Annotated in this window: 20 protein-coding genes; 7 read left to right on the top strand and 13 right to left on the bottom strand. The window is 58.7% G+C overall.

The genetic code is table 11. The features are described 5' to 3' along the window. The 5 genes from AC1DSG_RS09920 to AC1DSG_RS09900 form a co-directional block, all read right to left on the bottom strand. Positions 1-1,719, bottom strand: a 1,719-nt coding sequence (locus AC1DSG_RS09920) for an ABC transporter ATP-binding protein (RefSeq protein ID WP_477790724.1), incomplete at its 3' end; no start/stop codon positions are given. Further along, positions 1,712-2,314 (bottom strand): DsbA family protein, encoded by a 603-nt coding sequence (locus AC1DSG_RS09915; RefSeq protein ID WP_477790726.1) that lies wholly within the window; start codon positions 2,312-2,314, stop codon positions 1,712-1,714. The genes AC1DSG_RS09920 and AC1DSG_RS09915, both read right to left, overlap by 8 nt. Positions 2,315-2,353: 39 nt before the next feature. Beyond that, positions 2,354-3,295, bottom strand: a complete 942-nt coding sequence (gene trhO, locus AC1DSG_RS09910) for an oxygen-dependent tRNA uridine(34) hydroxylase TrhO (RefSeq protein ID WP_477790723.1) — start codon at positions 3,293-3,295, stop codon at positions 2,354-2,356. Between the two features lie 175 nt (positions 3,296-3,470). Then, positions 3,471-3,767, bottom strand: coding sequence for a BolA family protein (locus AC1DSG_RS09905; RefSeq protein WP_477790722.1), 297 nt, complete (start codon positions 3,765-3,767; stop codon positions 3,471-3,473). A 12-nt stretch (positions 3,768-3,779) separates the two neighbouring features. Continuing rightward, a complete protein-coding gene (locus AC1DSG_RS09900; protein WP_477790721.1) occupies positions 3,780-4,304 on the bottom strand; it encodes a DUF2059 domain-containing protein in 525 nt (174 codons plus the stop codon). A gap of 192 nt (positions 4,305-4,496) precedes the next feature. Here AC1DSG_RS09900 and AC1DSG_RS09895 point away from each other — a divergent pair, with 192 nt between their 5' ends. Next, complete coding sequence (locus AC1DSG_RS09895; protein WP_477790725.1) at positions 4,497-5,891, top strand: class II fumarate hydratase; 1,395 nt, start codon at positions 4,497-4,499, stop codon at positions 5,889-5,891. Positions 5,892-5,954: 63 nt separating this feature from the next. Here AC1DSG_RS09895 and AC1DSG_RS09890 read toward each other — a convergent pair whose 3' ends face one another. From AC1DSG_RS09890 to pap, 3 genes are all read right to left on the bottom strand, one after another. Continuing rightward, a complete protein-coding gene (locus AC1DSG_RS09890) occupies positions 5,955-6,914 on the bottom strand; it encodes a DMT family transporter (protein WP_477790720.1) in 960 nt (319 codons plus the stop codon). A gap of 285 nt (positions 6,915-7,199) precedes the next feature. Next, the gene (locus AC1DSG_RS09885) at positions 7,200-8,384 is read right to left on the bottom strand and encodes a thiolase family protein (RefSeq protein ID WP_477790719.1); all 1,185 of its coding nucleotides are present in this window, start codon (positions 8,382-8,384) and stop codon (positions 7,200-7,202) included. 102 nt (positions 8,385-8,486) lie between these two features. Further along, positions 8,487-10,001, bottom strand: a complete 1,515-nt coding sequence (pap, locus tag AC1DSG_RS09880) for a polyphosphate:AMP phosphotransferase (protein ID WP_477790718.1) — start codon at positions 9,999-10,001, stop codon at positions 8,487-8,489. A gap of 303 nt (positions 10,002-10,304) precedes the next feature. Between pap and mnmC the strand changes: the two genes are divergently transcribed. Further along, the gene (mnmC, locus tag AC1DSG_RS09875) at positions 10,305-12,284 is read left to right on the top strand and encodes a bifunctional tRNA (5-methylaminomethyl-2-thiouridine)(34)-methyltransferase MnmC2/FAD-dependent 5-carboxymethylaminomethyl-2-thiouridine(34) oxidoreductase MnmC1 (RefSeq protein WP_477790717.1); all 1,980 of its coding nucleotides are present in this window, start codon (positions 10,305-10,307) and stop codon (positions 12,282-12,284) included. Positions 12,285-12,290: 6 nt separating this feature from the next. Here mnmC and AC1DSG_RS09870 read toward each other — a convergent pair whose 3' ends face one another. Next, complete coding sequence (locus AC1DSG_RS09870; protein WP_477790716.1) at positions 12,291-17,084, bottom strand: NEL-type E3 ubiquitin ligase domain-containing protein; 4,794 nt, start codon at positions 17,082-17,084, stop codon at positions 12,291-12,293. Between the two features lie 297 nt (positions 17,085-17,381). Here AC1DSG_RS09870 and AC1DSG_RS09865 point away from each other — a divergent pair, with 297 nt between their 5' ends. From AC1DSG_RS09865 to AC1DSG_RS09850, 4 genes are all read left to right on the top strand, one after another. Beyond that, the gene (locus tag AC1DSG_RS09865; RefSeq protein WP_477790715.1) at positions 17,382-19,154 is read left to right on the top strand and encodes an N-acetylglutaminylglutamine amidotransferase; all 1,773 of its coding nucleotides are present in this window, start codon (positions 17,382-17,384) and stop codon (positions 19,152-19,154) included. A 3-nt stretch (positions 19,155-19,157) separates the two neighbouring features. Next, a complete protein-coding gene (gene ngg / locus AC1DSG_RS09860; protein WP_477790714.1) occupies positions 19,158-20,903 on the top strand; it encodes an N-acetylglutaminylglutamine synthetase in 1,746 nt (581 codons plus the stop codon). A 142-nt stretch (positions 20,904-21,045) separates the two neighbouring features. Then, positions 21,046-22,236 (top strand): osmoprotectant NAGGN system M42 family peptidase, encoded by a 1,191-nt coding sequence (locus AC1DSG_RS09855; RefSeq protein WP_477790713.1) that lies wholly within the window; start codon positions 21,046-21,048, stop codon positions 22,234-22,236. A 132-nt stretch (positions 22,237-22,368) separates the two neighbouring features. Then, entirely contained in the window at positions 22,369-22,596 is a 228-nt protein-coding gene (locus AC1DSG_RS09850) for a YheU family protein (protein ID WP_007945785.1), read from the top strand. Positions 22,597-22,601: 5 nt separating this feature from the next. Here the strand turns inward: AC1DSG_RS09850 and csrA are convergent, their stop codons facing one another. The 3 genes from csrA to AC1DSG_RS09835 all read right to left on the bottom strand — a co-directional run bounded on the left by csrA (position 22,602) and on the right by AC1DSG_RS09835 (position 24,153). Then, a complete protein-coding gene (csrA, locus tag AC1DSG_RS09845; RefSeq protein ID WP_477790712.1) occupies positions 22,602-22,787 on the bottom strand; it encodes a carbon storage regulator CsrA in 186 nt (61 codons plus the stop codon). A 153-nt stretch (positions 22,788-22,940) separates the two neighbouring features. Next, entirely contained in the window at positions 22,941-23,273 is a 333-nt protein-coding gene (locus tag AC1DSG_RS09840) for a YnfA family protein (RefSeq protein WP_477790711.1), read from the bottom strand. 64 nt (positions 23,274-23,337) lie between these two features. Beyond that, the gene (locus AC1DSG_RS09835) at positions 23,338-24,153 is read right to left on the bottom strand and encodes an SDR family oxidoreductase (RefSeq protein ID WP_477790710.1); all 816 of its coding nucleotides are present in this window, start codon (positions 24,151-24,153) and stop codon (positions 23,338-23,340) included. A gap of 280 nt (positions 24,154-24,433) precedes the next feature. Here AC1DSG_RS09835 and AC1DSG_RS09830 point away from each other — a divergent pair, with 280 nt between their 5' ends. Continuing rightward, positions 24,434-24,592 carry a DUF3309 family protein gene (locus AC1DSG_RS09830; protein ID WP_177323429.1) on the top strand — a complete coding sequence of 53 codons (159 nt, stop codon included), beginning with the start codon at positions 24,434-24,436 and terminating at the stop codon, positions 24,590-24,592. Between the two features lie 70 nt (positions 24,593-24,662). Here AC1DSG_RS09830 and AC1DSG_RS09825 read toward each other — a convergent pair. Then, positions 24,663-26,708, bottom strand: a 2,046-nt coding sequence (locus tag AC1DSG_RS09825; RefSeq protein WP_477790709.1) for an LTA synthase family protein, incomplete at its 5' end; no start/stop codon positions are given.

The following is a 26,708-nucleotide window of genomic DNA, read 5'->3' as shown; positions in this document are numbered from 1 at the left end:
CACCAGCACCCGGTCAGCCTGCTTCACCGCTGACAACCGATGCGCAATGATCAACGTGGTGCGGTGGCTGAGGAACCGCGCCAGCGCCTGATGCAGGTTGTATTCGGTGGCGGCGTCCAGCGCCGAGGTGGCCTCGTCGAGTATCACCACTTTGGGTTCAGCCAGGACCATCCGCGCAATCGCCAGGCGTTGGCGCTGGCCTCCGGACAAACGCACGCCGGAGCGTCCGACAATGCTATCGAGGCCGTTGGGCAGCGCTCGAACCGTATGGTGCAGCTGCGCAATTTCCAGCGCCTGCCAGCAGGCATCGTCGCTGCGCACACGTCCCATCGTCAGGTTGGCGCGGATGGTGTCGTTGAACAGCGCAGGATGTTGCAAGACCACGGCGACATTTTCGCGCACGGTTTCCAGGCCGATCTCCTGTTGGGTCGAGCCACCGAAGCGGATGGTTCCGGCCTGTGGCGTGTACAAGCCCAGCAAAAGCTGCACCAACGTGCTCTTGCCGCCGCCACTGGCGCCGACAATTGCGACTTTTTCACCGGGGGCGATGGACAGGTCCATCTTGTTCAGCACCCATTCGTCGCCGTAACCGAAACTCACGCCTTGGACTTCAATGCCCACGGTGTCACGTCCGTGAAATGGATCGACGCCGCCGGGGTATTGCGGTTCATCAGCCCGGGCCAGCAGCTCGTTGATCCGCGAAAGCGCACCACTGGCAGCGTAATAGGCGTACTGCAGATTGAGCAGTTGTTCCACCGGACCGATCATGAACCACAGGTAACTGAACACAGCCAGCATCTGGCCGATGGACAGGTCGGAGAACAGCACGGTGAGCATGGCCGCTGCGCGAAAAATATCGATGCCGAACTGGAACAGCAAACCGCTGGCCCGGTTCGAGGCATCGGTTTTCCATTGCGAGTTCACCGCGTAATCGCGCACTTCCCGGGCCCGCAGGCCAAGGCGACCGAGGAAAAATACCTGACGGTTGCCGGCGCGCACTTCCTGGATCGAGTCGAGGGTTTCGGTCAGTGCCTGGGTGAAGCGCGAGGTGCTGTCGTTCTCGAGTTTCTTCAGGTGTTTGACCCGCTTGCCCAACAGCACCGTGGCGTAAATCACCAACGGATTGAACAGCATGATCAACAGCGCCAGCTTCCAGTGCATCCAGATCAGAATGCTCGCGGTGCCGACCAGGGTCAGCATCGCCACGAGGAAACGACTGAGGGTTTCACCGACGAATTTGTCCAGCGTGTCCAGGTCGGTGACCATGTGCGTGGTCACCGTGCCGCTGCCCAGGCTTTCGTATTCACCCAGGGAAATGCGCTTGAGCCGCTCGATCAGCCGGGTGCGAATGCGATAGACGATGTCCTTGGCCAACGCCGCGAACAATTTGGCCTGCACCACGTTGAACAACAAGGCACCGCAGCGCAGCAACAAGGTCACGAGCAACATCAGGCCAATGTAGCCCGCCGCCTTTTGGCAGCCTTCGGGCAGGACGTGGTTCATGACCTTCAGCGCGGCGTCGCCGTGCCCCAGCAACACTTCGTCCACCAGCAACGGCAGCAGCAATGGAATCGGCACGCTGCACAAGGTTGCCAGCACGGCGACGCCATTGGCGATCCACAGGGATTTTTTATGGTGCAGAGCCAGTCGGCGGATTTCAGCCCAGCTCAGCCGATCGACATGCTTGGGAGCCGGGGTGTCATCGGGCACATCATGCACAGGCAGCGCGCTCCAGCCAGCGGCCGAGCAACGGGGACAGTTCACTCAGGGGCTGATAGCCATTGGTCAGCAACGCCAGTTGACCATTGCGCTCAGCCAGCAACGTAGGGAAACCGGCAATGCCCAGATCCTGGACCCAAGTGAAATCGGCCGCCGTGGCGGTGTGCATATCCGCACGGTCGAACGCAGCAGCGAATTCGATGCGCGGCAGACCGGCCTGCTCGGCCAGCTCCACCAGCACGCTGGCGTGGGTGACGTCGCGACCTTCGACGTAGAACGCGTGCTGAATCAGGCCCAGCAGTTTCCACGCGCAATCCGGCGCCAGGCTGCGCGCGGTCACCAAAGCCCGACATGCAGGCTCCGTGTCGTAGACAAAGCCGTCCGGTAACGCGCCTTCGGTTTTGAACGGTTGGCCGGTGGCCTCAGTGACCGCCTGCCAATGTTCAAGAATGTAGCGTCGGGTGGTCGGCTCGAGCGCCGCACCACTGCCGGTGCGCAAACCACCGACGATCAAATGCACCTCTACACCCGCCGCGCGCGCCTGTTCGACCAAGGCGTTAGCCACTGGTGCAAAGCCCCAGCACCAGGAACACATCGGATCCATCACATAGAGCAGGCGGCGCGCAGACATGATTCAAGCCTCGGAAGGAGTTTGCTTATAGTTGTAACCGATCGGGTGCGGCAAATTGCGAGCCTTGGCCAGTTCGATCTGCTTCTGCCGATCAATGGCACTGCGGCGGGTTTTCTCGCTCAGCGTGTCCCAGCAATGCGGGCAGCTGATGCCGGCCACGTAATGCTCCGAGGCGCGGTCTTCAACGCTGATCGGCGTACGGCAGGCATGACATTGATCGTAGTCGCCTTCACTGAGGTCATGACGCACGGTCACACGATTGTCGAACACGAAGCAGTCGCCCTGCCATTTGGTTTCTTCCTGCGGCACCTCTTCGAGGTACTTCAGAATGCCACCTTTGAGGTGATAGACCTCATCGAAACCTTCGCTGAGCATGTAGCTCGACGCCTTCTCGCAGCGGATGCCGCCGGTGCAGAACATCGCGACTTTCTTGTGCACGGCCGGGTCGAAGTTGGCTTTGATGTAGTCGGGAAATTCGCGAAAACTGGTGGTTTGCGGGTCGATGGCGCCTTCAAAGGTACCGATCGAGACTTCGTAATCGTTGCGGGTGTCGATCAACAGCACTTCAGGATCGCTGATCAGCGCATTCCAATCCTGAGGATCGACGTAGGTGCCGACCTTTTTGTTCGGATCCACGCCTTCAACGCCGAGGGTGACGATTTCTTTCTTGAGCTTGACCTTGGTGCGATAGAACGGCTGATCGTCGCAGTACGACTCTTTGTGATCGATGTCGTCCATGCGTGGGTCGTTCTTGAGCCAGGCCATCAGCCCGTCGATGCCTTCGCGACTGCCGGACACGGTGCCGTTGATGCCTTCTTCGGCAATCAGCAGCGTGCCTTTGATGCCGTTGTCGACCATTGCTTGAAGCAGTGGCTCGCGCAGGGCGACGTAATCTTCCAGGGTGACGAACTTATACAGTGCCGCCACGACAATCTGTTGTGTCATGGGTGATTCTCCAGGTGGCTACCCTCGCAAAGGGTGAACCGGATGCGAAAAAAAACGCGCCGGGTGAGCGGCGCGTTGCGGATTTTAGCAAGAAAGCAGCTTTGAGCGGTAAGCTTCAAGCGGCAAGTTGAAACAGGGCGCCGTAATCTTGCAGCTTGCAGCTTGAAGCTGCTTTTTACTGCTTTCCTCCAGCACAGGTCGGTGAGGCCGGGGCCGCGTCGATCTGTGCCCATTCCTCAGGCGTGTAGGTATGCAGCGCCAACGCGTGAAACTCGCCCATCAGCTCGCCGAGCGTGCCGTAGACTTTTTGATGACGCTTGACCCGGTTCAGTCCTTCGAACTGCTGGCTGACCACCACGGCCTTGAAGTGAGTCTGCAACCCACGGCTGTGCATGTGGCTTTCATCCAGCACTTGCAGATGCTGCGGCTGTAACAGGCCCAGCGTCGATTCAATGCGTTGTAGCATGGTCATACCGAACTCCGCTTAAGGCTTTTTCTTGGCTGGAGCGGCGGCGCCTTTAGGCTCCAGCTCGGCCGTCATGTCAGCCAGCAGTTTGTTGACCACCGGCACCGCGCTTTCCAGCTTGGCTTGGGTCATCTGGGCCGATTGCTGAGTCAGCTGTGGCATTTTTTCCAGGACTTTCTTGCCCAATGGCGACTGGTAGAACGCAACCAGATCCTTCAGCTCGGATTCGCTGAAGTTGGAGGTGTAGAGCTTGACCATGTCCGGCTTCAGCTTGTTCCAGCCAATGGCTTGGTCCAGCGCGGCGTTGGCCTTGGCCTGATACGTTTCCAGCACGGCTTTTTTCGATTCAGGCGCTTTGGTCTGTGCAAAGCGCTGAGCGAACATTTGCTGCACTTGCATGTACACCGGAGTGCCTAATTTGTCAGCGTGCGCCAGGGTCAGGAAAGCTTCGGCACTGGCGTTGTGGCTGGCGGTATCGGCAAAAACTGGGCCGCTGGCGCAGACCAGTGCAACCGCGGTACAGATGGCACGAAGACGAGTCATCGAGTTTCCTTTTCTAGCAGGCGAGGTAAAACCCCAAGGGCGTCCATTCTGCGCCTAAAAAAGTGTGTCGCTCAACCCCAAGGCTTGTCGGGCCTGAATTAGAGGGGTTTACGGGGCAAAAACCGCTCAGATGGAACCACAGCTGCCGATCAGAGCCTAAACTGCGCTATCAGACCTACAGGAGTGTGCATGATGAGCCGTATCGAAACCGACAGCCTTGGCCAGGTGGAAGTCCCGGATGAAGCTTACTGGGGCGCTCAGACGCAACGCTCGCTGATTAACTTCGCCATCGGCAACGAAAAAATGCCGCTGGCGGTGCTGCATGCCCTGGCGCTGATCAAGAAAGCCGCGGCGCGGGTCAATGACCGTAACGGTGACGTGCCGGCCGATGTCGCCCGGCTGATCGAACAGGCCGCCGACGAAGTGCTCGATGGCGAGCACGACGACCAGTTCCCGCTAGTGGTCTGGCAGACCGGCAGCGGCACCCAAAGCAACATGAACGTCAACGAAGTGATCGCCGGTCGCGCCAACGAACTGGCTGGCAACGCGCGCGGAGGCAAGACGCCGGTGCACCCCAACGATCACGTCAACCGCTCGCAAAGCTCCAACGACTGCTTCCCCACCGCCATGCACATCGCGGCGGCCCAAGCGGTGCAGCACGATTTGCTGCCGGCCATCAGTGAATTGTCGGGCGGGTTATCCGAGCTGGCGGCGCGCCACATGAAACTGGTCAAGACCGGTCGAACGCACATGATGGACGCCACGCCGATTACCTTCGGCCAGGAAGTCTCAGCCTTCATCGCACAACTGGATTACGCCGAACGGGCAATCCGCAGCGCGCTGCCTGCCGTGTATGAACTGGCCCAGGGCGGCACCGCCGTCGGCACGGGCCTGAATTCGCCGCACGGTTTTGGCGAAGCGATTGCTGCCGAACTGGCCGCCCTCTCCGGCCTGCCCTTCATCACCGCGCCGAACAAATTTGCCGCGCTGGCCGGTCATGAACCGCTGACGACCCTGTCAGGCGCGCTGAAGACCCTGGCAGTGACCCTGATGAAAATCGCCAACGACCTGCGCGTACTGGGCTCTGGCCCCCGGGCCGGCTTCGCCGAAGTAAAACTGCCGGCGAACGAACCGGGCAGCTCAATCATGCCGGGCAAGGTCAATCCGACGCAGTGCGAGGCGCTGTCGATGCTGGCCTGCCAGGTGCTGGGCAATGACGTTACCATCGGCTTCGCGGCGAGTCAGGGCCATCTACAATTGAACGTGTTCAAACCGGTGATCATTCACAACCTGCTGCAATCGATCCAATTGCTGGGGGACGGTTGCAGCAACTTCCAGCAGCATTGCATTGCCGGCCTGGAACCGGACGCCGAGAAAATGGCTGAACATCTGGAGCGTGGACTGATGCTGGTGACCGCGCTGAATCCGCACATCGGCTATGACAAATCGGCGGAGATTGCCAAGAAAGCTTATGCCGAAGGGCTGACGTTGCGGGAGGCGGCGTTGCAGTTGGGGTATCTGACGGATGAAGAATTTGATGCCTGGGTGCGGCCGGAGAATATGCTGGAGGCTGGGGCCAAGGGCTGAGATTTGTAGCGTCAGTTAGATTGCCATCGCCGGCAAGCCGGCGATTGGCAGCGATGAAGATGTTCAGCCGAGCGCTATTTTGGCTTTTCGTGCCTTGAGCCCCGCAATGAGCGAAGGCCCCAACGCCACCAACGCCGACCCCAACACCACCAGCACCGCCCCGCCATAGCCCAAACCGTTGATCGTTTCGGCCTGCACGAAGTCAGGCCACAACCACGCAGCCACGGCCACCGCGACAAAGGTCACCAACGGCGTGATCGCCAGCGTCGCACTCACCCGCGAGGCTTCCCAATGGGCCAGCGCTTCGGCAAACGCGCCATAGGCGACCAGCGTATTCATGCAACACGCCAGCAGCAGCCAGCCTTGCAGCGGGCTCAATTGCAACGCCTCAAGTGGATGCGCCCACGGTGTCAGCAGCAACGCGCAGAACAGGTAGATCACCATCATCACCTGCAGCGAATTCCACACCGTCAGCAATTGCTTCTGCCCCAAGGCGTAGAAAGTCCAGACCGTGGACGCCAACAACACCAACAGCACGCCGGTGGTGTATTCGGTTAACGAAGTGAGCAGTTCGGCCAGACGCTGATTGAAAAACAGGGCGAAACCGATCAGCAGCACCATCAGGCCAATTCCCTGCCCCACGCTGAAACGTTCCTTGAACACAAACAGACTGGCGATCAGCAACATGATCGGGCCCATCTGCACCACCAATTGCGCGGTGCCGGCGCTGAGCAGGTTCAGGCCCATCAAGTACAGCACGTAGTTGCCGACCAGACCGAGCACCGCCATCAACACCAGCCAGCCACCCCGCGGGCCGAGGACTTTACGCGTCGGCAAACGCCTGGTCGCCGCCAGATAAACAAACAGGCACCCACCGGACACGATCAAGCGAAACCAGGTGACGGTCACCGGGTCCATCACCAGCAACACTTGCTTGAGCTTGATCGGCAGGATTCCCCACAACAGCGCAGTCAACAGGGCCAGAAACAGACCATAGACCCAGCGACCGGAAGAAATGTGCATGCGAACCCCAACAGCCAGATGGCGGAAAACGTCATTCTAGGCGCAGAGGCGTCTGGCACACAGGGACAGTTGGCGAGCAGGCGCGAATGAAACTGTGCAGGTCGCACGCGAGGTAACAGGAGATTCGAGCGACTATCGAGCGCATGCGGATTTTAAGTGTCAGCCATTGGACCGAGGCGCCGCCATCGCGAGCAGGCTCGCCCCCACATTGGAATGCGATCAAATGTGGGAGTGAGACCGGCTTGCCGGCGATAGCGGTTGATCAGGCGACACAAATGTCTGGATCTAACGCACCGCTTCAAACAACCCGGTCGCGCCCATCCCGCCACCCACGCACATGGTGACGATGCCGTAGCGCAGTTTACGCCGCTGCAATTCCCGCACAAGATGCCCGACCTGACGCGAACCTGTCATACCGAACGGGTGACCAATGGAAATCGACCCGCCATTGACGTTGTACTTTTCGTTATCGATCTCCAGCCGATTGCGGCTGTACAGGCACTGCGAGGCGAAAGCTTCGTTGAGTTCCCACAGATCAATGTCGGCGATCTGCAACCCCTTGGCCTTGAGCAACTTCGGCACCGAGAACACCGGACCGATGCCCATCTCATCCGGCTCGCACCCGGCGACCGTGAAACCACGGAAGAACGCCTTGGGCTTCAAGCCCAGTTCCAGCGCTTTTTCCAGGCTCATCACCAGCGTCATCGACGCCCCGTCGGACAATTGCGAAGAGTTGCCCGCCGTGACCGAACCGTCTTCGGAAAATACCGGTTTCAAGCCCGCCAGGCTTTCCAGCGTGGTGTCCGGGCGATTGCAGTCGTCGCGATCGACGATGCCATCAACGATTTGAATCTGCCCGGTGGCCTTGTCTTCAACCCGGTACTTCACCGCCATCGGCACGATTTCATCATCGAACAGACCGGCGGCCTGAGCCTTAGCGGTGCGCTGCTGACTTTGCAGGGCGTACAGGTCTTGCTCTTGGCGACTGACGTTGTAACGACGCGCGACGATTTCGGCGGTCTGACCCATCGGGAAGTAGATGCCCGGTACCTGCTCCTTCAGCAACGGGTTGATCAGGTTATCGGTATTAACGCTTTTCATGGTCAGGCTGATGGACTCGACGCCACCGGCAACGATGATGTCGCTGCAACCCGAAGCAATCTGGTTGGCGGCGATGGCGATCGCCTGCAGGCCCGAGGAGCAAAAGCGGTTGAGGGTCATCCCGGCGGCGCCGATGCCCAAGCGCGACAACACGGCGACGTTGCGACCGATGTTGTAGCCCTGCGCGCCTTCGTTGGAGCCTGCACCGACGATGCAGTCTTCGACACTGGCCGGGTCGATGCCATTTCGTGCCAACAACGAGTCGACACAATGGGCCGCCATGTCATCTGGCCGGGTCTGATTGAATTTGCCGCGAAAGGATTTGGCCAGGCCGGTCCGCACGCTGTCGACGATCACCACTTCACGCATGGCATACCTCATTGTTGTTATCGGTTGAGAGTGGACCGAGCATAAGTCCACCTCATAACTGACTGCGACAATCATTCACCCCGCGTATGCGTAACCATCGACTCAGTTCTTGTGCTTCCTGGCTTTCTTGTCGGACTTTTCGAACGCGGCTTCCAGCGCCCGATTAATCGTGCGCAGAACTTTGACCCGTGCCCAGCGCTTGTCATTGGCCTCCACCAGCGTCCAGGGCGAGATTTCGGTACTGGTGCGATCGACCATGTCACCGACCGCAGCGCGGTAAGCGTCCCATTTGTCACGATTACGCCAGTCGTCTTCGGTGATCTTGAAACGTTTGAAGGGAATTTCTTCCCGGGCCTGAAAACGCTCCAGCTGTGTCTGCTTGTCGATGGCCAGCCAGAACTTGACCACGATGACGCCCGACTCGGAAATCTGTTCTTCGAAGTCGTTGATCTCGCTGTAGGCCCGCAGCCAGTCCGTCGGCAGGCAGAAGCCTTCGATGCGCTCCACCAGCACCCGGCCGTACCAAGAGCGATCAAAAACCGTGAACTTGCCCTTGGCCGGAAGGTGACGCCAGAACCGCCACAGATACGGCTGCGCACGCTCCTCTTCGGTCGGCGCGGCAATCGGCACGATGCTGTATTGACGCGGATCGAGCGCCGCCGCAACCCGCCGGATCGCCCCGCCCTTGCCCGCCGCATCGTTGCCTTCGAACACCGCTATCAAAGCATGCTGACGCATGCGTTTGTCGCGCATCAGGCCCGAGAATCGCGCCTGTTCGGTAATCAGTTGTTCTTCGTAATCGTCCTTGTCCAGGCGCAGGTTCAAGTCGAGACTGTCGAGCAGGTTGAACTGATCGATATGGATCGGCAGCGGTGCGGCATTGACCTTGTCGGGATGGACATCGGGGCGTTTCAGCGCAGTTTGCAGACCTTCCAGCAGGATCTTGCCCACCGCCAGGCTGCGGTAATTGGCGTCCAACCCTTCAATCACATGCCACGGCGCGTAGTCGCGACTGGTGCGGCGCAACACACGCTCGCCGTACTTCACGAATTTGTCGTAGGTCTCGGATTGTTGCCAGTCCAGCGGACTGATGCGCCAGCTATGCAGCGGATCGTCGGCCAGGGCCTTGAGTCGCCCCTTCATCTGTTTTTTGGAAAGGTGGAACCAGAATTTGAAAATCAGCGCGCCTTCGTCGCACAGCATCTTTTCAAAACGCTCGGACTGGTTGATCGACTGATCCAGCACGGCGTCCTTGAACAAGCCATGCACCCGGCCTTGCAGCATCTGGCTGTACCAGTTACCGAAGAAAATCCCCATGCGACCTGAGGCCGGCAGCATCCGCCAATAACGCCAGGCCGGTGGTCGCGCCAGTTCCTCATCCGTCTGCTGGTCGAAGGTACGGACCTCTATCAGGCGCGGGTCCATCCATTCGTTGAGCAACTTGACCGTCTCGCCCTTGCCGGCGCCTTCGATGCCGTTGATCAGGATGATCACCGGGAAACGTTTTTGCTGCTGAAGTTCGAACTGCGCTTCAAGCAGGGCTTCGCGCAGCGCCGGCACCTCGGCGTCATAGGTTTCTTTGTCGATGGCGTGACCGATTTCAGCGGATTCGAACATTGGACGGCTCCTTCCAGGATTATCCAAGACTAGCGGATTGAGTGGTTTTGCGTGGGAGAAATCCCGTTTTGCACTGTCGCAATAGCTTCTTGTAGCAGCTGTCGAGCAACGCGAGGCTGCGTCTGCGATTTGCCTGACAAACTCGATCTCAGGGTTGGCGACGGCTTCGCCGCCGAACGCAGCCTCACGCTGCTCGGCAGCTGCTACAGAATTTTGCGGGTCTGCGAACGCGCGCGTTGCCTTGGATCAAGCAGCGCCTCGGCGATCGGCTAGAATGGCGGCCTTGCCGTTGCCGAGCCTGCCATGAAACCTGTATTGCCTCACGCCCAACTAGACTGGGACGACCAGGGTCGCCCGTATTCGCGGGTGTTCGACGACGTGTATTTTTCGGACAAGTCGGGCCTTGAAGAAACCCGTTACGTGTTCCTTGAGCAAAACGACCTGCGTGAACGTTTCGCCGCGTTGCCGGACGGCGGTCGACTGGTCATTGGCGAGACCGGTTTCGGCACCGGGTTGAATTTTCTGTGTGCCTGGCAATTGTTTGAACAACACGCGGTGGCGGGTGCGCGACTGCACTTTGTCAGCGTCGAAAAATACCCGCTGAGCTTGCCTGATCTGCAACGTGCCCTGGCGTTATGGCCAGAGCTCAAACGGTTCGCCGATCAATTGCTCGCACAGTACGTGGCGATCCATCAAGGCTTCCAGCGACTGGTCCTCGACAACGGCCGCGTGACGCTGACGTTGCTGATCGGTGATGCATTGGAGCTGTTGCCGCAACTGGACGCGCAGGTTGACGCCTGGTTTCTCGACGGTTTCGCCCCGGCAAAAAACCCCGACATGTGGACCGCCGAATTGTTTGCCGAACTGGCACGGCTGGCAGCGCCAGGCTCGACCATCAGCACGTTCACCAGCACCGGTTGGGTTCGCCGTCTGCTGAACGCGGCAGGTTTCAGGATGAAGCGCACACCGGGCATTGGCCACAAGTGGGAAATTCTGCGGGGTGTGTTCCTTGGTTGGCCCGAAGACGCCGAGGCTCCCATTGCTGCAAAACCCTGGTTTGCTCGACCGACAGAATTGACCGGCGAACGTCGGGCCTTGGTCATCGGAGCCGGCCTGGCCGGTTGCGCCACGGCCGCCAGTCTCGCCACGCGGGGTTGGCAAGTCAGTTTGCTGGAGCGCCATGACGCACTGGCCCAGGAAGCCTCGGGCAATCCACAAGGCGTGTTGTACCTCAAACTTTCGGCCCATGGCACCGCATTGTCTCAGTTGATCGTCAGTGGTTTTGGCCACACCCGACGCTTGCTGGAGCATTTGCAGCGCGGTGTCGACTGGGACGATTGCGGCGTTCTGCAATTGGCCTTTAACGCCAAGGAAGCGGAGCGTCAGGCGCAATTGGCGACGGCGTTTCCCGAAGATCTGCTGCACGTGCTGGATCGAGAAAACGCCGAAGTTCAGGCCGGTATCGCGCTGCAATCAGGCGGTCTGTTTTACCCCGAAGGCGGCTGGGTGCATCCGCCCGCCCTGTGTCACTGGCAAGCGATGCATCCAAATATCCAGGTTCATACCCATCGCGATGTGCTGGAGCTGCGCCGCGTCGACGGGCAATGGCAAGCCTGGGATGGCGAATCATTAATAGCTGCAGCTCCCGTGGTGGTGCTCGCCGGCGCCGCCGAGATCAAGCGTTTCCCATATAGCAGCGAACTGCCGCTCAAACGTATTCGCGGACAAATCACCCGCCTGCAACAGACACCTGAAAGTCAGAGCCTGAACACCGTGGTCTGCGCCGAAGGTTATGTCGCGCCGGCGCGCATGGGTGAACACACGCTGGGCGCCAGTTTCGATTTCAACAACGATGACCTGACGCCAACGGCAGCCGAGAATGCCGGCAACCTGCACATGCTTGAAGAAATCTCGCTGGATCTGGTTTCCCGTCTCGGCGCAGACACCCTGCAACCTGAAACGCTTGAAGGTCGCGCTGCGTTTCGCTGTACCAGCCCGGATTACCTGCCAATTGTCGGCCCGTTGGCTGACAGCCTGGCATTCGCGGACGCCTACATCGCCCTGAGCAAGGATGCCAGGCAAACCCCGGACATTCCTTGCCCATGGCTGGACGGCTTGTACGTCAACAGCGGCCAYGGTTCACGAGGGCTGATTACAGCGCCATTGTCGGGCGAGTTGCTGGCGGCGTGGCTGGATGACGAACCACTGCCATTGCCCAGAGCGGTGGCCGAAGCCTGTCATCCAAACCGTTTTGCCTTGCGGCGTTTGATCCGGGGTAAATGACCCCATTCAACTGTCCGCAAGAGAGCAAACACCCAGTTCCACGATTTTCATCACGTCGTGAGTCAGACGCTCGAAAACGGCATTCTCCGCGGCTTCTTTCTCGGCCTTGATCACCGATACCTGAGCGAGATACTCAGCCGTCGTCAGGCTTTCGGCTTTTTCGAATATCCCTTGCAACTTTGCCGGATATGTCGCGCTGACCGAGGCAAATTGTCGAGGGTATTGGTGGCTCAGGTAATCCGTCCAGAACGGCTGGCGAATCAAAAATCGCTTCAATTGCGGTGACATCTCTGCGCTTTTGATCTTGCGTTCCGCTGTGTCGAGATCCGTCTGCTTCACACCGCTCAAAAAGGCATAGCGCATGTGTGTGGGCTGCCCCGGCAGGTCCAGTGTCTCGACCAACCCGGTTCGATAGGCGAGGCTCACTTCCAGTGGATCAGCCTTGGGATCCTTTTGTATGTGGCTTTGAGCAATTTTCTCCAGTTCATCCAGCCGAAACAGACCGCGTCCCAGCGTCAACAAGCCTGTCGCCGTAGAACGCACGCTCCCGACCGGATTGATCACCTTGTCCACTTCCATCGCCACTTCAAGATGGCTGAAATTCAGTGCCGCCGAATCCGTGCAGTTAATCGGGTTGGCGGCCAGTTCGAAAATCTGCTCGCGCAGCGCGGTTTTGGCGTACGCGGCATCCAGTACGCTCCAGACGCGTCGGGACATGTCCTCACGCACATATTCGGCATCGGCAGTTTCCCCCAGCTCGGCCAGTAATCGAAACAGACCATCGCTCGCTGGGTCGTCCTTGAACGCTGTCCAAGTTGCAGTTCGTGCGGTCGACGCCCATTCGTCCGGCAACCAAAGCGCTCGCGCCTGTTGCTCGTTCAAGCGAGCTATGTCGTCTTCGAGGTAACCCATGCCGACGCCTACCCGTTCGCGAAATTGTTGGAGCTGGGTCTGACTGTCTTCCGACAGTGGGTTATGCCGCAAGTTGAGTGTTTCGCTGAACCGTCGAGTGCTGCGGAACAACCAGTCGGGCAGTTCTTTGATCTCGTTGTCGCGTAAATCAACCCTGTCCAGATTGGGTAACCGCGCCAGGTTTTTCGGTAGTTCAGTGGCCCGAGTGTCACGCAATGACAGATAACGCAAATCAAACAATCTGCCGACATCCAGCGTTGCGCCGAGCCGACGGTTTGCGCTCAGATTGATGGATTCTAGCGTTCGCATGCCGTTCAACTTCTTCAACGTCTGCTCGGTCATTTGCAGATCGTTGTTCGCCAGGCTGAGGTGTTTGAGCCTCGGCATCAGCGAAAGAATTTCCGGCAGCAGGGTCAGCTTGTTGGTGTCCAGTTCCAGTGATTCAAGGTTTTTGAACGCCTTGAGGAAATACGCCACATCGTTATCCAGCTCCATGTTCTTGAGCGAAAGGTACTTCACGTGATCGAACGTCAGCTCAGGAGGCAATATCGGGAGCTTGCCGACGCGCATCTTGCTCAGATTCAAACCCAGCACCGAATTACCCTTTTCATTGCGTACAAAAAACAGACGACGCCAACTTTTTTCAATCATGTCTGACACTTGGAGTCGACTCTGGCGCCGCTCACTCAGACTCTCGGTCGGCGACCTTGGACCGGTCTCATCCGAGCGCCAGGTATTGAGCACACCTCGTAGCTTTTTCAACGCCTGTTGTCGATTTCTGATCTCCTTCGCCCGCGTCAGATGGTCGCGGCCCAACCCGTCGAGAAACGTCCGGGCCTGTGCATCGGTAAACAGCGGATAGAGTTTTCTGACCTTGCGAAGCAGCGATCGAGGATGGATCGAGGCGGGTACCGGTTCATCGGCTTGCAGGCAGCCAACAGACTGCACCGACTCATCAATAGCCGAGCCTGAAAATAGCCGCTCGGTGACGGCCCGATCTTCAACGGCTTTACCCAGCAAATCGTCACGCAAGCGCCAGGCGTCGCTGTCCCCAATGCCAGTGATGCCCATGGCAGTGCGGTGCTCCTGGGGAATGGCGCGCAAAATCGCGCTGTAGAGGCTGTTTGCCCCCGAAGCACCCCCTATAGATTTCACTTCGCTGCCAAACGCTTCGTGACTGCTCGCGGTGCTGGTGATGACTCGCTTGGTTGCAGCGTTTTCGTTACCGACGCTGGCCACCAATTTGCCGGTGGTCGAACCTTCACGAAGCTCGATCCGCAAACCATTGCTCCAGCCCCGCAGACGGGAAAGCAACTGTACGGCCAGTTTTCGCGTATCGGCCTCGGCAATCTCGGGTAATGAAAATCCGGCCAGCGCTCGGTCCAGTCGTATTTCGGCCAATACTTCCCGAACGTTCTGCGCCAGGCCCATGGGAATCCGACCGGTTGATCGCAGACGCAGGCGTTCGGCCCTGGTGGTGGCAGCGATTAACTCCTGCGCCAGACCAGCAGGAAGCTCAGGAAAAATGCTGCGCAATTCTTGCAGATCGCTGGCGGTGTTCTGATCATAGCGCCGATACAAATGCTTGAAGACAGACTTGCGATCAGCCTTCACCGCCCCCCCGATTTTCTTCGCGAGCAATCCGCTCCCCGTACCTTTGGCGACGTTCTTGCCCAGCAGCCCCTCGATTTCACTCTGGTACAAACCGGCCACCACCGTATCCAGCAATTCGCCCTTGGCCAGCTGCGCCTCAGTCACTTCGACACTCAATTCTTCGTCCGGGACCAATGTCGAAGGCGGGTACATCGCGGTGATCTTGCGCTCGTCATCAAGTACTTCGATGTAACGATCTGCGGGCCAGCCCGGCAGTGACGGCAAGGTATGCAGTTGCTCCTGGGCATACTCGGCACGTCGCGTATCGCTCTTCTCCATGTCCGCAATGAAATCGGTCAGCTTCTGCTCGATGCGAAAACGCTCGACACTGTCCTTGAACCGGGCTGGTAACCCCCTGTTTTCTTCAGCCAAATGATGTAACCGGCTGATTGAGGTATCGGTAATTTTCCGGATGGCCTCCAGACTGCCCTCATCGAACGCAGCCAGACGGGGATCGATACGTTTCAAAGCATAGATCCCGCTGCTCCACGCTTCAGGTTGTTCATGAGCAAAGCGCCAGCCTCCCTCGCCGTTGTGTTCGACAATCGGTGAGAACGCGGCAGGGCGGGTGGGGTGCCTCACTCGCCACCTGGACACTGTCGTATCGAAGTCAATTTCGTAGCTGGCGTCGTCGATCTTGATGAACCGTTGCGCATTCACTCGATAGATACCTTCGCCATCGGCGATCTCATCCGTCACCAATGGCTTTCGGTAAGGCGCCCCGTCCGCCAGCCAGAGCCTGGGTTTACCCGCCGCATTGTTGATAGTGGTGAAGCGACTGAAAAAATCCGGATGCTGCGCAACCGTCCGCTTGATCAGTGAACCAATGACTTTGGTGCCGGCCGCAAATGCCGCCATCATGGCTATGTTTTCTGCAACGTTGAGCAGATGGGCCATCGCTTCTGCCTTGTCATCGTGGCGCCAGTCTTCAATGCCGTCGTAGACCTCGCCCAACAGTTGTCCGACGGCTACCCCCATCATCAACTGCCCCAACACCGGAACAAAAAACCCGGCGATGTTGGCGATCAGCAGGCCTGCTTTTTCGTATCCCTCCAGACGTTTCTGCCGGACTTCGGCGTCCACCTCGGCCGTCGGCACGGCCAGCACCAGCGCATCGCTCTGCATCTTGGTGACGTGGCTCTGGTAAAGGAAATCGAACAATGTCGCGGGAATGGGAGGCACCTTTACATTCAGGGCCTTCTTTTGGGCAATGGATATATGGAAGTCGGCTTTGTTGCTTTCATTGATGTAACCGGCAAAGAAATCAACGTAGGTGTCGACCTTGAGCTTTTGCGTCAACGCATGCTCGAACAATACGAAGGAGCTGTATTCGTATAACGGCCGTGTCGGCTCGTTAGGCATATACACCACGCACCCATCGACCGGATGATCCTTGAGCGAGCGTTTTGAAAAGATGACCACTCCCCAGATACAAGTGCCGAACAACTCCAGTCCTTGCATATGAACCGGGGAGCCCTCGTAGAGAATGGGCTTCACGCCATTAGCGCTGCTGGTCAGCTCCAGGCTTTGCAGCATCTGAAAAGCCGCATTGCCAATGTGACCTTTCAACAGTGCCGCATGCGCATCCACCTTCAGGGCGCTCATTTTGAGCCGGTGGATGTCCACAGTGACCGCTGCTGGCTTGAAGGTGGCTTCAAAATGAGTTTGGTAGCGCTTGCCCAAATCCAGCTCACGGCAGACGCTGGCAAACGCCATGGGCGTCAGACGCGGCAAACCGTCCGGCGTTGAAACGAGACGCACAATCCCACCGGGAGGAAAGCCATCATCTGCTGTTTCTTCCTCGGTGAAGTTATGCATCGCCGCCTGCAACAAACTGCGTTTGGCGATCACGTTCTGTTTGGCAACATCATCGGTCGCCGTCGATTCGGGGCAACCGCAGTCGAACCCCGGTAGTTCAACGCGATCTTTTTCAACGTCGAATACAACAGCAAATTTCTTGGTCAACGCCTCGGTCAATTCAACGCGACAGAAGTCGTCTAACGGCTTGAGCCCGTCAAGTGTCGGTTGGACCTTGAGCTGACAGGCTTGAAGCTCGGCTATGGCGCTGGCAAACGCGGCATTCTGTTCCGGTGTGGCATAGGTCAGCCACAAAGGGAGGGTCTCTTGCAGCGTTTCGGCATTTTCCAGATCGCCAGTCATGTCGATCAATGCCGATAACCGGTCTGTATCCGTAAATAGCCGGGTAGCCGGGGTAACGGGGTCCTTGTCTGACATTCGCAATGTTCCTTATTGCAAGCAGGTGAGGTCCATAAAGTAGCCTGTTCGACGATCCATGAATAACTCGAAAACCTCGGGTATTCAGTCGCTTATGCAGCAGCTTTTTCTATGCTTGGCAGCAATATGTACCGCACGCTCTTTCGTTTTTTCGGATAAGTCCGCCCGGTCCCGCGTGCGGCCTTATTACTTATCGATCTAAAACTCCCACAGCCCCACTGGGTCAGTTTCTGAGTACCCGTCGTTTTGGCCGGGTATCGATTGACCCTCCCCAACGGAAAAACCGGTAAGGATTTTATGTGCGGATTAGCTGGCGAGTTACGCTTTGATCATCAACCTGCGGACCTCGCGGCCGTTGAACGAATCACCCATCACCTGGCCCCTCGCGGCCCGGATGCCTGGGGTTTTCATGCTCAAGGACCGATTACCCTGGGCCATCGGCGCCTGAAAATCATGGACCTGTCGGACGGCTCGGCGCAGCCGATGATCGACAATCAATTGGGCTTGTCCCTGGCCTTCAACGGCGCGATCTACAACTTCCCGGAACTGCGCGCCGAGCTCGAAGGCCTCGGTTATGCCTTCTATTCCGGCGGTGACACCGAAGTGCTGCTCAAGGGCTTTCACGCTTGGGGTGAAGCCTTGCTGCCCAAGCTCAACGGCATGTTTGCGTTCGCCGTTTGGGAACGTGATGCCAAACGCTTGTTCATCGCCCGCGACCGCCTCGGCGTGAAGCCGCTGTACCTGTCGCGCACCGGTCAGCGACTGCGCTTTGCCTCGACATTGCCGGCGTTGCTCAAGGGGGGCGACATCAATCCGATGCTCGACCCGGTGGCGCTCAATCATTACCTGAACTTCCACGCCGTGGTTCCTGCGCCGCGCACCTTGCTGGCGGGCATCGAAAAACTGCCGCCAGCGACCTGGATGCGCATCGAAGCCGATGGCAGCACCACGCAGAAAACCTGGTGGACCTTGCCCTACGGCCCACACGCCGACGAAATGAACCTGACCCTCGAAGACTGGCGTGACCGTGTGCTCGACAGCACGCGCGACGCAGTGGCGATCCGGCAACGTGCGGCGGTCGACGTCGGCGTATTGCTCTCGGGCGGTGTCGATTCGAGCCTGCTGGTCGGGCTGTTGCGTGAAGTCGGCGTGGAAAAACTGTCGACTTTTTCCATCGGTTTTCAGGATGCCGGTGGCGAGCGCGGCGACGAGTTCCAGTATTCGGACCTGATCGCCAAACACTACGGCACCCATCACCATCAATTGCGCATCGACGAAACAGAAATCATCGAGCAATTGCCGGCAGCGTTCCGCGCCATGAGCGAGCCGATGGTCAGCCATGACTGCATCGCCTTCTATCTGCTGTCCCGCGAAGTGGCCAAACATTGCAAAGTGGTACAGAGCGGTCAGGGTGCGGACGAGTTGTTTGCCGGGTATCACTGGTATCCGCAGGTCGACGGCGCCGCCGATCCGTACATGGCCTATCGAGAAGCGTTCTTCGACCGCAGTTACGACGATTACGCGGCCACCGTGCAACCAAAATGGCTGACAGCCAATGACGCCGCCGGTGACTTCGTGAAGGAACATTTCGCACAGCCCGGTGCCGACGCGGCGGTGGATAAGGCCTTGCGTCTGGACAGCACAGTGATGCTGGTGGACGACCCGGTCAAACGCGTCGACAACATGACCATGGCCTGGGGCCTGGAAGCACGCACGCCGTTTCTCGACTATCGACTGGTGGAATTGTCGGCCCGCGTGCCGGGCAAATTCAAACTGCCGGACGGCGGCAAACAAGTCCTCAAGGAGGCGGCGCGCCTGGTGATTCCGAGTGAAGTCATCGACCGCAAGAAAGGTTACTTCCCGGTGCCCGGTCTCAAGCATCTACAGGGCGATACGCTGAACTGGGTGCGCGAATTGCTGCTCGATCCCAGTCAGGATCGCGGCCTGTTCAACCCGGCCATACTCGACCGTCTGCTGACGGACCCGCACAGTCAATTGACCCCGTTGCGCGGTTCCAAGCTGTGGCAATTGGCGGCCCTGAACCTGTGGCTCAGTGAACAAGGAATCTGATTGATGAAACCTCACGCCACGGCTTACAGCCAACGTTTGTTGCGCGGCCAGACGCCTTCCTATGAACGCTTGCAGGCGCGTCTGGCCGAAGACGGCAGCGAACTGAGTGCCACGCCTATTGCCGTGCATTGCGGCTGGGGCCGGTTGCTGATCGGGCACACCTTTCCCGATCCGGCCAGCCTTGCCCAAGAGTTGCTCAATGAGCAGCCGGGCGAACGCGACATTGCGTTGTACGTGGCTGCGCCCCAGCAAATCTTGGGGCTGGAGCCAGCACAGCTGTTTCTCGACCCATCCGACACCTTGCGTTTATGGTTCAGCGATTACCGTCAGGCCACTCGCGTGTTTCGTGGTTTTCGCATTCGTCGGGCACAAAGTGATGCGGACTGGCTGGCAATCAATCAGCTGTATCAAGCGCGTGGCATGTTGCCAATCAATGCGAATCTGCTGACCCCGCGTCATCTGGGCGGACCTGTGTATTGGCTGGCCGAGGACGAGGACAGCGGCGCGATCATCGGCAGTGTCATGGGCCTCAATCACCACAGGGCGTTCAACGACCCGGAAAACGGCAGCAGCCTGTGGTGCCTGGCGGTCGACCCTTGCTGTTCGCGACCCGGCGTCGGTGAAGTGTTGGTGCGCCACTTGATCGAACACTTCATGAGCCGTGGGCTGAGTTACCTCGACCTGTCGGTTCTGCATGACAACCGACAGGCGAAAAGCCTTTACGCCAAGCTCGGTTTCCGCAATCTCTCGACCTTTGCCATCAAGCGCAAGAACGGCATTAATCAGCCGTTGTTTCTCGGGCCGGGGCCAGAGGCCGAATTCAACCCGTATGCTCGAATCATCGTCGAGGAAGCCCATCGACGCGGCATTGATGTGCACGTGGATGACGCCGATGCCGGCCTGTTCACCCTCAGCCATGGCGGACGCCGGGTGCGTTGCCGCGAATCTTTGAGCGACCTGACCAGCGCTATCAGCATGAGCTTGTGCCAGGACAAAAGCCTCACGCACAAAGCGCTCAAAGCCGCGGGGTTGAACCTGCCTTCGCAACAACTGGCGGGCAATGCCGATGACAATTTGGCGTTTCTCGATGAGCACGAGCGGGTGGTGGTCAAGCCGCTGGATGGCGAACAGGGCCAAGGCGTTGCCGTGGATTTGCGGACGATTGAAGAAGTGCAGCAAGCCATCGAAGCCGCTCGCCAGTTCGACAGTCGAGTGCTGCTGGAAAGTTTTCACGAAGGCCTCGACCTGCGGATTGTGGTGATCGGGTTTGAAGTGGTGGCGGCGGCGATACGGCGGCCGGCGGAGGTGGTCGGCGACGGCCAGCACTCCATCGGCGCACTGATCGAAGCCCAGAGCCGGCGACGGCAGGCGGCGACCAGTGGCGAGAGCAAAATCCCCCTGGACCATGAGACCCAGCGCACGTTGCATGCAGCGGGTTACGACTACAGCAGCATTCTGCCGGCGGGTGAGCATTTGTTCGTACGGCGTACGGCGAATCTTCATACGGGCGGGGTGCTTGAGGATGTCAYCGCGATTCTGCATCCGACGCTGGTGGAGGCGGCAGTGCGGGCGGCGCGGGCGCTGGATATTCCGATGGTCGGGCTCGACTTGATGGTGCCCGCTGCCGATCAGCCGGAGTATGTGTTTATCGAGGCCAACGAGCGCGCCGGCCTGGCAAATCATGAGCCGCAGCCGACGGCTGAGCGTTTTGTGGATTTGTTGTTTCCGCACAGTCAGCCGGCGGCCTAATTCACTTCCTGATCGTTCCCACGCTCTGCGTGGGAATGCCTCACCGGACGCTCCGCGTCCGCCCTTGGGACGCAGAGCGTCCCCGGCTGCATACCCACGCAGAGCATGGGAACGATCAGTTCTGTACCCATCAGGAGTTTCCATGACCAGTAAAATTCCCGAACCGGATCTCAACTACCTGCAAAAAGTCCTGCTGGAAATGCTCGCCATTCCCAGCCCGACCGGGTTCACCGACACCATCGTGCGCTATGTCGCCGAACGCCTTGAAGAGCTGGGTATCCCCTTCGAAATGACCCGTCGCGGGACCATCCGCGCGACCCTGAAAGGCAAAAAAAACAGCCCCGACCGCGCCGTTTCCGCTCACCTGGACACCATCGGTGCGGCGGTTCGCGCCATCAAGGATAACGGTCGTCTGACCCTGGCGCCGGTCGGTTGCTGGTCCAGCCGTTTTGCCGAGGGCAGCCGGGTCAGCCTGTTCACCGACAACGGCGTGATTCGTGGCAGCGTGTTGCCGCTGATGGCTTCCGGGCACGCCTTCAACACCGCCGTGGACGAAATGCCGATCAGTTGGGATCACATCGAACTGCGCCTGGATGCCTACTGCGCCACCCGCGCCGACTGTGATTCGCTGGGGATCAGCGTGGGCGATTTCGTGGCGTTCGACCCCTTGCCGGAATTCACCGAAAGCGGTCACATCAGCGCCCGTCATCTGGACGACAAGGCCGGCGTTGCTGCCTTGCTCGCGGCGATGAAAGCCATCGTCGACGGCGGTGAAGAGTTGATGATCGATTGCCATCCGTTGTTCACCATTACCGAGGAAACCGGCAGCGGCGCGGCGGCAGCGTTACCGTGGGACGTCAGCGAATTCGTCGGCATCGACATTGCGCCCGTCGCGCCCGGCCAGCACTCCAGCGAACACGCGGTCAGTGTGGCGATGCAGGATTCCGGTGGGCCTTATGACTATCACTTGTCGCGACATTTGCTGCGCCTGGCCAGTGACAACGAATTGCCGGTGCGCCGCGACCTGTTCCGTTACTACTTCAGCGATGCGCACTCGGCGGTGACTGCCGGGCACGACATTCGCACCGCCCTGCTCGCCTTTGGCTGCGACGCGACGCACGGCTATGAGCGTACGCATATCGACAGTCTTGCAGCATTGAGCCGCTTGCTGGGTGCCTACATTCTGAGCCCGCCGGTATTTGCCAGCGATGCGCAACCGGCGAAGGGGTCGCTGGACCGGTTCAGTCATCAGATCGAGCATGACACGCAGATGGAAAGCGATACGCGGGTGCCTTCGGTGGATAGCCTTGTCGGGCAGCGGTCCGATAGCTGACTCTTCATTGTTTGATCTACTGCTATCGCCGGCAAGCCGGCGAAGGCGGCCGCACAGGCATCACATCAGGCCGAGGCTAGCCGCCACCGATCATTCGCCGTAGCATCGCGCCATTGTTTAGCCGAGGTGCCTATGCTGATTCCCTACGACCAACTTGAAGTCGACACCCTGACCCGCCTGATCGAGGACTTCGTGACCCGTGACGGTACGGACAATGGCGATGACACGCCGCTGGAAACCCGTGTGTTGCGGGTCCGCCAGGCATTGACCAAAGGCCAGGCACTGATCGTTTTCGACCCGGAAAGCGAGCAATGCCAATTGATGCTCAAGCACGATGTGCCCAAGCACCTGTTCGACTGAACGGCTCAGCGCCCCTTGGTCTTGGCCAGTTTGACCTGGATGCGCTCATAGACTTCGRCGCGATGCACAGTGACGTTTTGCGGCGCTTCGACACCAAAGCGCACACTGCTGCCGTTGACGTTGAGGATACGTACTGAAATGTCGTCACCGATGGAAATAACCTCGCCCACAACGCGACTGAGTACAAGCATGGTATTGGTCCTTGAGGATTACCGGCCCTTGAAGATGCCCGGCGTTGATCGAGTCTTCAAGGCAAGGACGGCAAATCAGTCCCGCCCTACAGGCCTATACGATCACTCCTGAAGGAAGCGTCCGACAAATCGATTGAATGCAGGATTGATCCGTCAGGACGCGGTAAAGCGCGGGCCAAACAAAATGACGCTGGCCCCAATCACGCACAGCGCCACACCAACCCAATCCGAGCTCAACGGGCGGATTCGCTCGACGACCGCCAGCCAGCCAATTGAAGCAATGATGTAAATGCCACCGTAGGCGGCATAGGCGCGCCCGGCGTAGGTGGCTTCGACTCGCGTCAGCAACAGCGCGAACAAGGTCAAGCTGAGCAGCGCTGGAAGCACCCACACAACGCTTTTGCCTTGGCGCAACCACATCCAGAACGCGAAACAGCCGGCGATTTCAAACAGCGCCGCGAGGAAAAACCACAAGTAATTGAGCATGCAGATGCCTCGTGAGGATGGCCGATGGCGGCCACCCTAACGACGCTGATGCCTACGGGCAAGTTCAGCCAGCGTTTTGTTTGGCCTTGGCGCGCATTTTGTCAGCCATGACGGTCATTTCGTTGTAGAGCAGTTGCGGGTTCTTCTGTTTGATCGCCCAGGCCATGCGGCCCTGTTCGTGAGGCAGGATCATGAACTCGCCAGAGGCCACCTGTTGGTAGATGTAGTCGGCAATGTCAGTGGCGGTGATCGGCGAACTTTCCAGCAATTTACCGACCTGCGCCTTCATCGCCGGAGTCGGACCTCTGAAAGAGTCGAGCAAGTTGGTCTGGAAGAACGACGGGCACACCACATGCACGCTCACTTCCTGCTGTGCCAGTTCGATCAACAGGCTTTCGGATAACGCCACTACACCAGCCTTGGCCACGTTGTAGTTGCTCATGGCCGGGCCTTGCATCAGGGCGGCCATCGACGCGATGTTGATGATTTTGCCTTTGCTTTCTTCCAGCAGTGGCAGGAATGCCTTGCAGCCCTTGACCACCCCCATCAGGTTGATCGCGATCTGCCAGTCCCAGTCCTCCAGCGACAGTTCACTGAAGAAGCCGCCCGACGCTACACCGGCGTTATTGACGATGATATCGATGCCGCCCAGCTTTTCTTCGCAGGCCTGTGCAAATGCAGTCAGCTGGCTGTAGTCGCGTACATCGCAACGCTGAACAAAACCATCGCCACCGGCCTCACGAACCAGTTTCAGGGTTTCCTGCAAGCCGGGTTCGCTGACATCTGACAAGGCCAGTTGCCAGCCTTCGCGCGCCCAGCGCAGCGCGATTTCGCGACCCAGGCCCGAGCCTGCGCCAGTGATCATCATGCGATTTTGCATAGCAAACAGCCTTGTGGTTCCGGGGAAGATGCGCGGAGTGTAGCGAAGGACATTGCCCGACCCACGCTCCATCAGATTGCTGAATGGCCCGAGCAAACCGAGGGCGTGTGTGACGCAACTAACACTGGAACAAATGAAATAAGCCTGTCTTCGAAAAACATTAAAAAAACATGGAATTTTCTGACTCGCGCACCAGTCGGACTTTGTAAGCAGCTAGAAATTATTACCTTCCAGCTGACAGTTAAAAGACAGGTCATTCCAGAACACTTTCAACAAGGAAATAGACATGGGCACAATTCTGATCGTTATTCTGATCCTCTTGCTGATCGGTGGTCTGCCGGTTTTCCCACACTCCAGAAGTTGGGGTTATGGCCCGTCGGGTATCATCGGCGTGGTGTTGGTGGTGCTGTTGGTCCTGCTGCTGCTAGGCCGGATATAACCGGCTTAACGACTTAACAGACAAAAAAAGAGGCCCTTGAAAAGGGCCTCTTTTTTATTGTGCCGAAAACTTAGTCCGGCTTGCCATCAACCACACCAGCGGTGTTGTCGATCAGGCTTTTGGTCGCTGTTTGCAGGAACGATTCGAGCTTGAGCTTCAACTCGGCCGTGCGTGGATCGTTAGGAATGATCTCGGCACGCGGATTGGCGCCCAGCTCGTAGCGGTACACCTTCGGCTCCATTTCCTTTTCTTTGGGCAGCACCAGAATCTGGTCAGCCGTGATAATGGCCGTAGTCTGTTCGCTGCCCGACGGTTTGATCACGCCAAAACCGGTGTCGCCTTCCGGCAGGTTGAGCAGGTCACGCCCCCAGCACTGATGGCGTACTTCGCCACCGATGCGGCCCATAATGGTCGGCACGATGTCGATCTGAGTGCCCACGGTGTGGTCACGCTGGCCGAATTTTTCCTGGATGCCCGGTGCGATCATGAGCATCGGCACGTTGAAGCGACCCAGGTCCATTTCGGTGATTTGTTGCTCGTTGCCGAATCCATGGTCACCCACGATGACAAACAAAGTTTCCTTGAAGTACGGCTCTTTACGCGCCTTCTCGAAGAACTGACCCAGCGCCCAGTCGGAGTAACGCATGGCAGTCAGGTGTTCATTGAGGTTGCCGCGATCAGTCACGCGTTCGACCGGCAAAGGTGTCGGCAAGGCATACGGCGTGTGGTTGGACAGTGTTTGCAGCAAGGCATAGAACGGCTTGCCGTTTTCCCGAGCCTTGAGCTCCACCAGGCCACGGTCAAACATGTCCTGGTCGGACACGCCCCAGGTCGGATCAGAGAACACCGGGTTCACGTAGTCGTTACGACCGATGAAGTTGGTCATACCCTGGTTGCTGAAGAAGCCCGACTGGTTATCCCAGGCGAAGTCGCCGTTGTAGACGTACACGTCCTCGAAGTCACGGGCACTGAGCAACTGCGGCAGGCCGGACAGTTTGTGGCTGCCTTCCGGAGTCTGCATCAAGTATTCGAAACCCGGCAGGTTCGGGAAGCAGGCCATGGTGGCGAACATGCCTTGGTGGGTATGGGTGCCGTTGGAAAAGAAACGGTCGAACATCAAGCCTTCCTTCGACAGTTTGTCGAGGTACGGCGTGATGTTACCCGGTCCGCCCAGCGCGCCGACCGAGTGACCGGCCATGCTTTCCATCAGGATCACGACGACGTTCTTGATCGGCAGGGTCTTGTCGGCCGGTGGCATGTAATCACGACGCACGGCGGCTGTTTCGGCATCCACCAGTTTGTCGTCCTTCATCACCAACAGGTCACGCACGGTCTGCTGAGCCAACGGCTGCGGCAGTCTGGCTTTCCAGATGTTGTCGCGATCTTCGGACATCCGGCTCTTGGCCGCCTCGACCAGCGACAGCGTACCGTTGAGGCCCAACTGGTTGGCGAAGATCGAGTCGGTGGTGTAGACGTCACCCCAACGCAACGGTGGACCCTGGCGCAGAGTGCCACGAGCAGCGACCACACAGATCAGCAGGCAGACGACGAACACGCCGATGCGGGCATACCACGGGGCGATCTGGCGAGTGCTGATGCTGCCACCACTGAACGGGCCGCGAGGACGGGTCGCACGATCAGCGCCCTTGAACGCCAGGGTCAGGATCAATGTGCCAAAGGCCCACGCCAGCAGGTAGCGAACCACCGGAAAACCGTACCAGAGCATGCTCATCACGGTTTTCGGGTCTTCTTTCACGTACTGGAAGACCAAGCCGTTGAGGCGCTGGTGAAACTCGCGGTAGAAGTCCATCTCCATCAGGCCAAGGAACAGCGCGATGCTCGACGTGAGGGTCAGCCAGAAGCGGAAGAACCCACGAGCCGCCATGGCCCGGGCGCTGAACAGTGCCAGCAACAGCGGAACGCTGAGGTAGACCACCAGACGCAGGTCGAAACGCAGACCGTTGGCGAACGCTTCGAGAAAGGTCGCAGCCGGTGTGTCGAGGATCATCGAGCGGTTGTAGACCAGCAGCGCAACACGCAGCAGGCTGAACATGACCATCATGATCAAGGCGCACAACAGCGTATAGGCCAGATGCGATTTGACGGTCGGTTGCAG

It is taken from the genome of Pseudomonas sp. P5_A12 (assembly GCF_056400685.1).
Note: the sequence above shows the minus strand (reverse complement) of the source record. Positions and strands in the feature narration are given on the sequence as shown.

What these genes read in the sequence shown, in the direction of transcription:
- AC1DSG_RS09905 (WP_477790722.1), bottom strand. Translation starts at nt 3,767, where the DNA reads ATGACCATGCTACAACGCATTGAATCGACGCTGGGCCTGTTACAGCCG.
- AC1DSG_RS09885 (WP_477790719.1), bottom strand. Translation starts at nt 8,384, where the DNA reads ATGCGTGAAGTGGTGATCGTCGACAGCGTGCGGACCGGCCTGGCCAAA.
- AC1DSG_RS09895 (WP_477790725.1), top strand. Translation starts at nt 4,497, where the DNA reads ATGAGCCGTATCGAAACCGACAGCCTTGGCCAGGTGGAAGTCCCGGAT.
- AC1DSG_RS09850 (WP_007945785.1), top strand. Translation starts at nt 22,369, where the DNA reads ATGCTGATTCCCTACGACCAACTTGAAGTCGACACCCTGACCCGCCTG.
- pap (WP_477790718.1), bottom strand. Translation starts at nt 10,001, where the DNA reads ATGTTCGAATCCGCTGAAATCGGTCACGCCATCGACAAAGAAACCTAT.
- AC1DSG_RS09890 (WP_477790720.1), bottom strand. Translation starts at nt 6,914, where the DNA reads ATGCACATTTCTTCCGGTCGCTGGGTCTATGGTCTGTTTCTGGCCCTG.
- AC1DSG_RS09915 (WP_477790726.1), bottom strand. Translation starts at nt 2,314, where the DNA reads ATGTGTTCCTGGTGCTGGGGCTTTGCACCAGTGGCTAACGCCTTGGTC.
- AC1DSG_RS09855 (WP_477790713.1), top strand. Translation starts at nt 21,046, where the DNA reads ATGACCAGTAAAATTCCCGAACCGGATCTCAACTACCTGCAAAAAGTC.
- AC1DSG_RS09840 (WP_477790711.1), bottom strand. Translation starts at nt 23,273, where the DNA reads ATGCTCAATTACTTGTGGTTTTTCCTCGCGGCGCTGTTTGAAATCGCC.
- AC1DSG_RS09835 (WP_477790710.1), bottom strand. Translation starts at nt 24,153, where the DNA reads ATGCAAAATCGCATGATGATCACTGGCGCAGGCTCGGGCCTGGGTCGC.
- trhO (WP_477790723.1), bottom strand. Translation starts at nt 3,295, where the DNA reads ATGACACAACAGATTGTCGTGGCGGCACTGTATAAGTTCGTCACCCTG.
- AC1DSG_RS09900 (WP_477790721.1), bottom strand. Translation starts at nt 4,304, where the DNA reads ATGACTCGTCTTCGTGCCATCTGTACCGCGGTTGCACTGGTCTGCGCC.
- AC1DSG_RS09865 (WP_477790715.1), top strand. Translation starts at nt 17,382, where the DNA reads ATGTGCGGATTAGCTGGCGAGTTACGCTTTGATCATCAACCTGCGGAC.
- AC1DSG_RS09870 (WP_477790716.1), bottom strand. Translation starts at nt 17,084, where the DNA reads ATGTCAGACAAGGACCCCGTTACCCCGGCTACCCGGCTATTTACGGAT.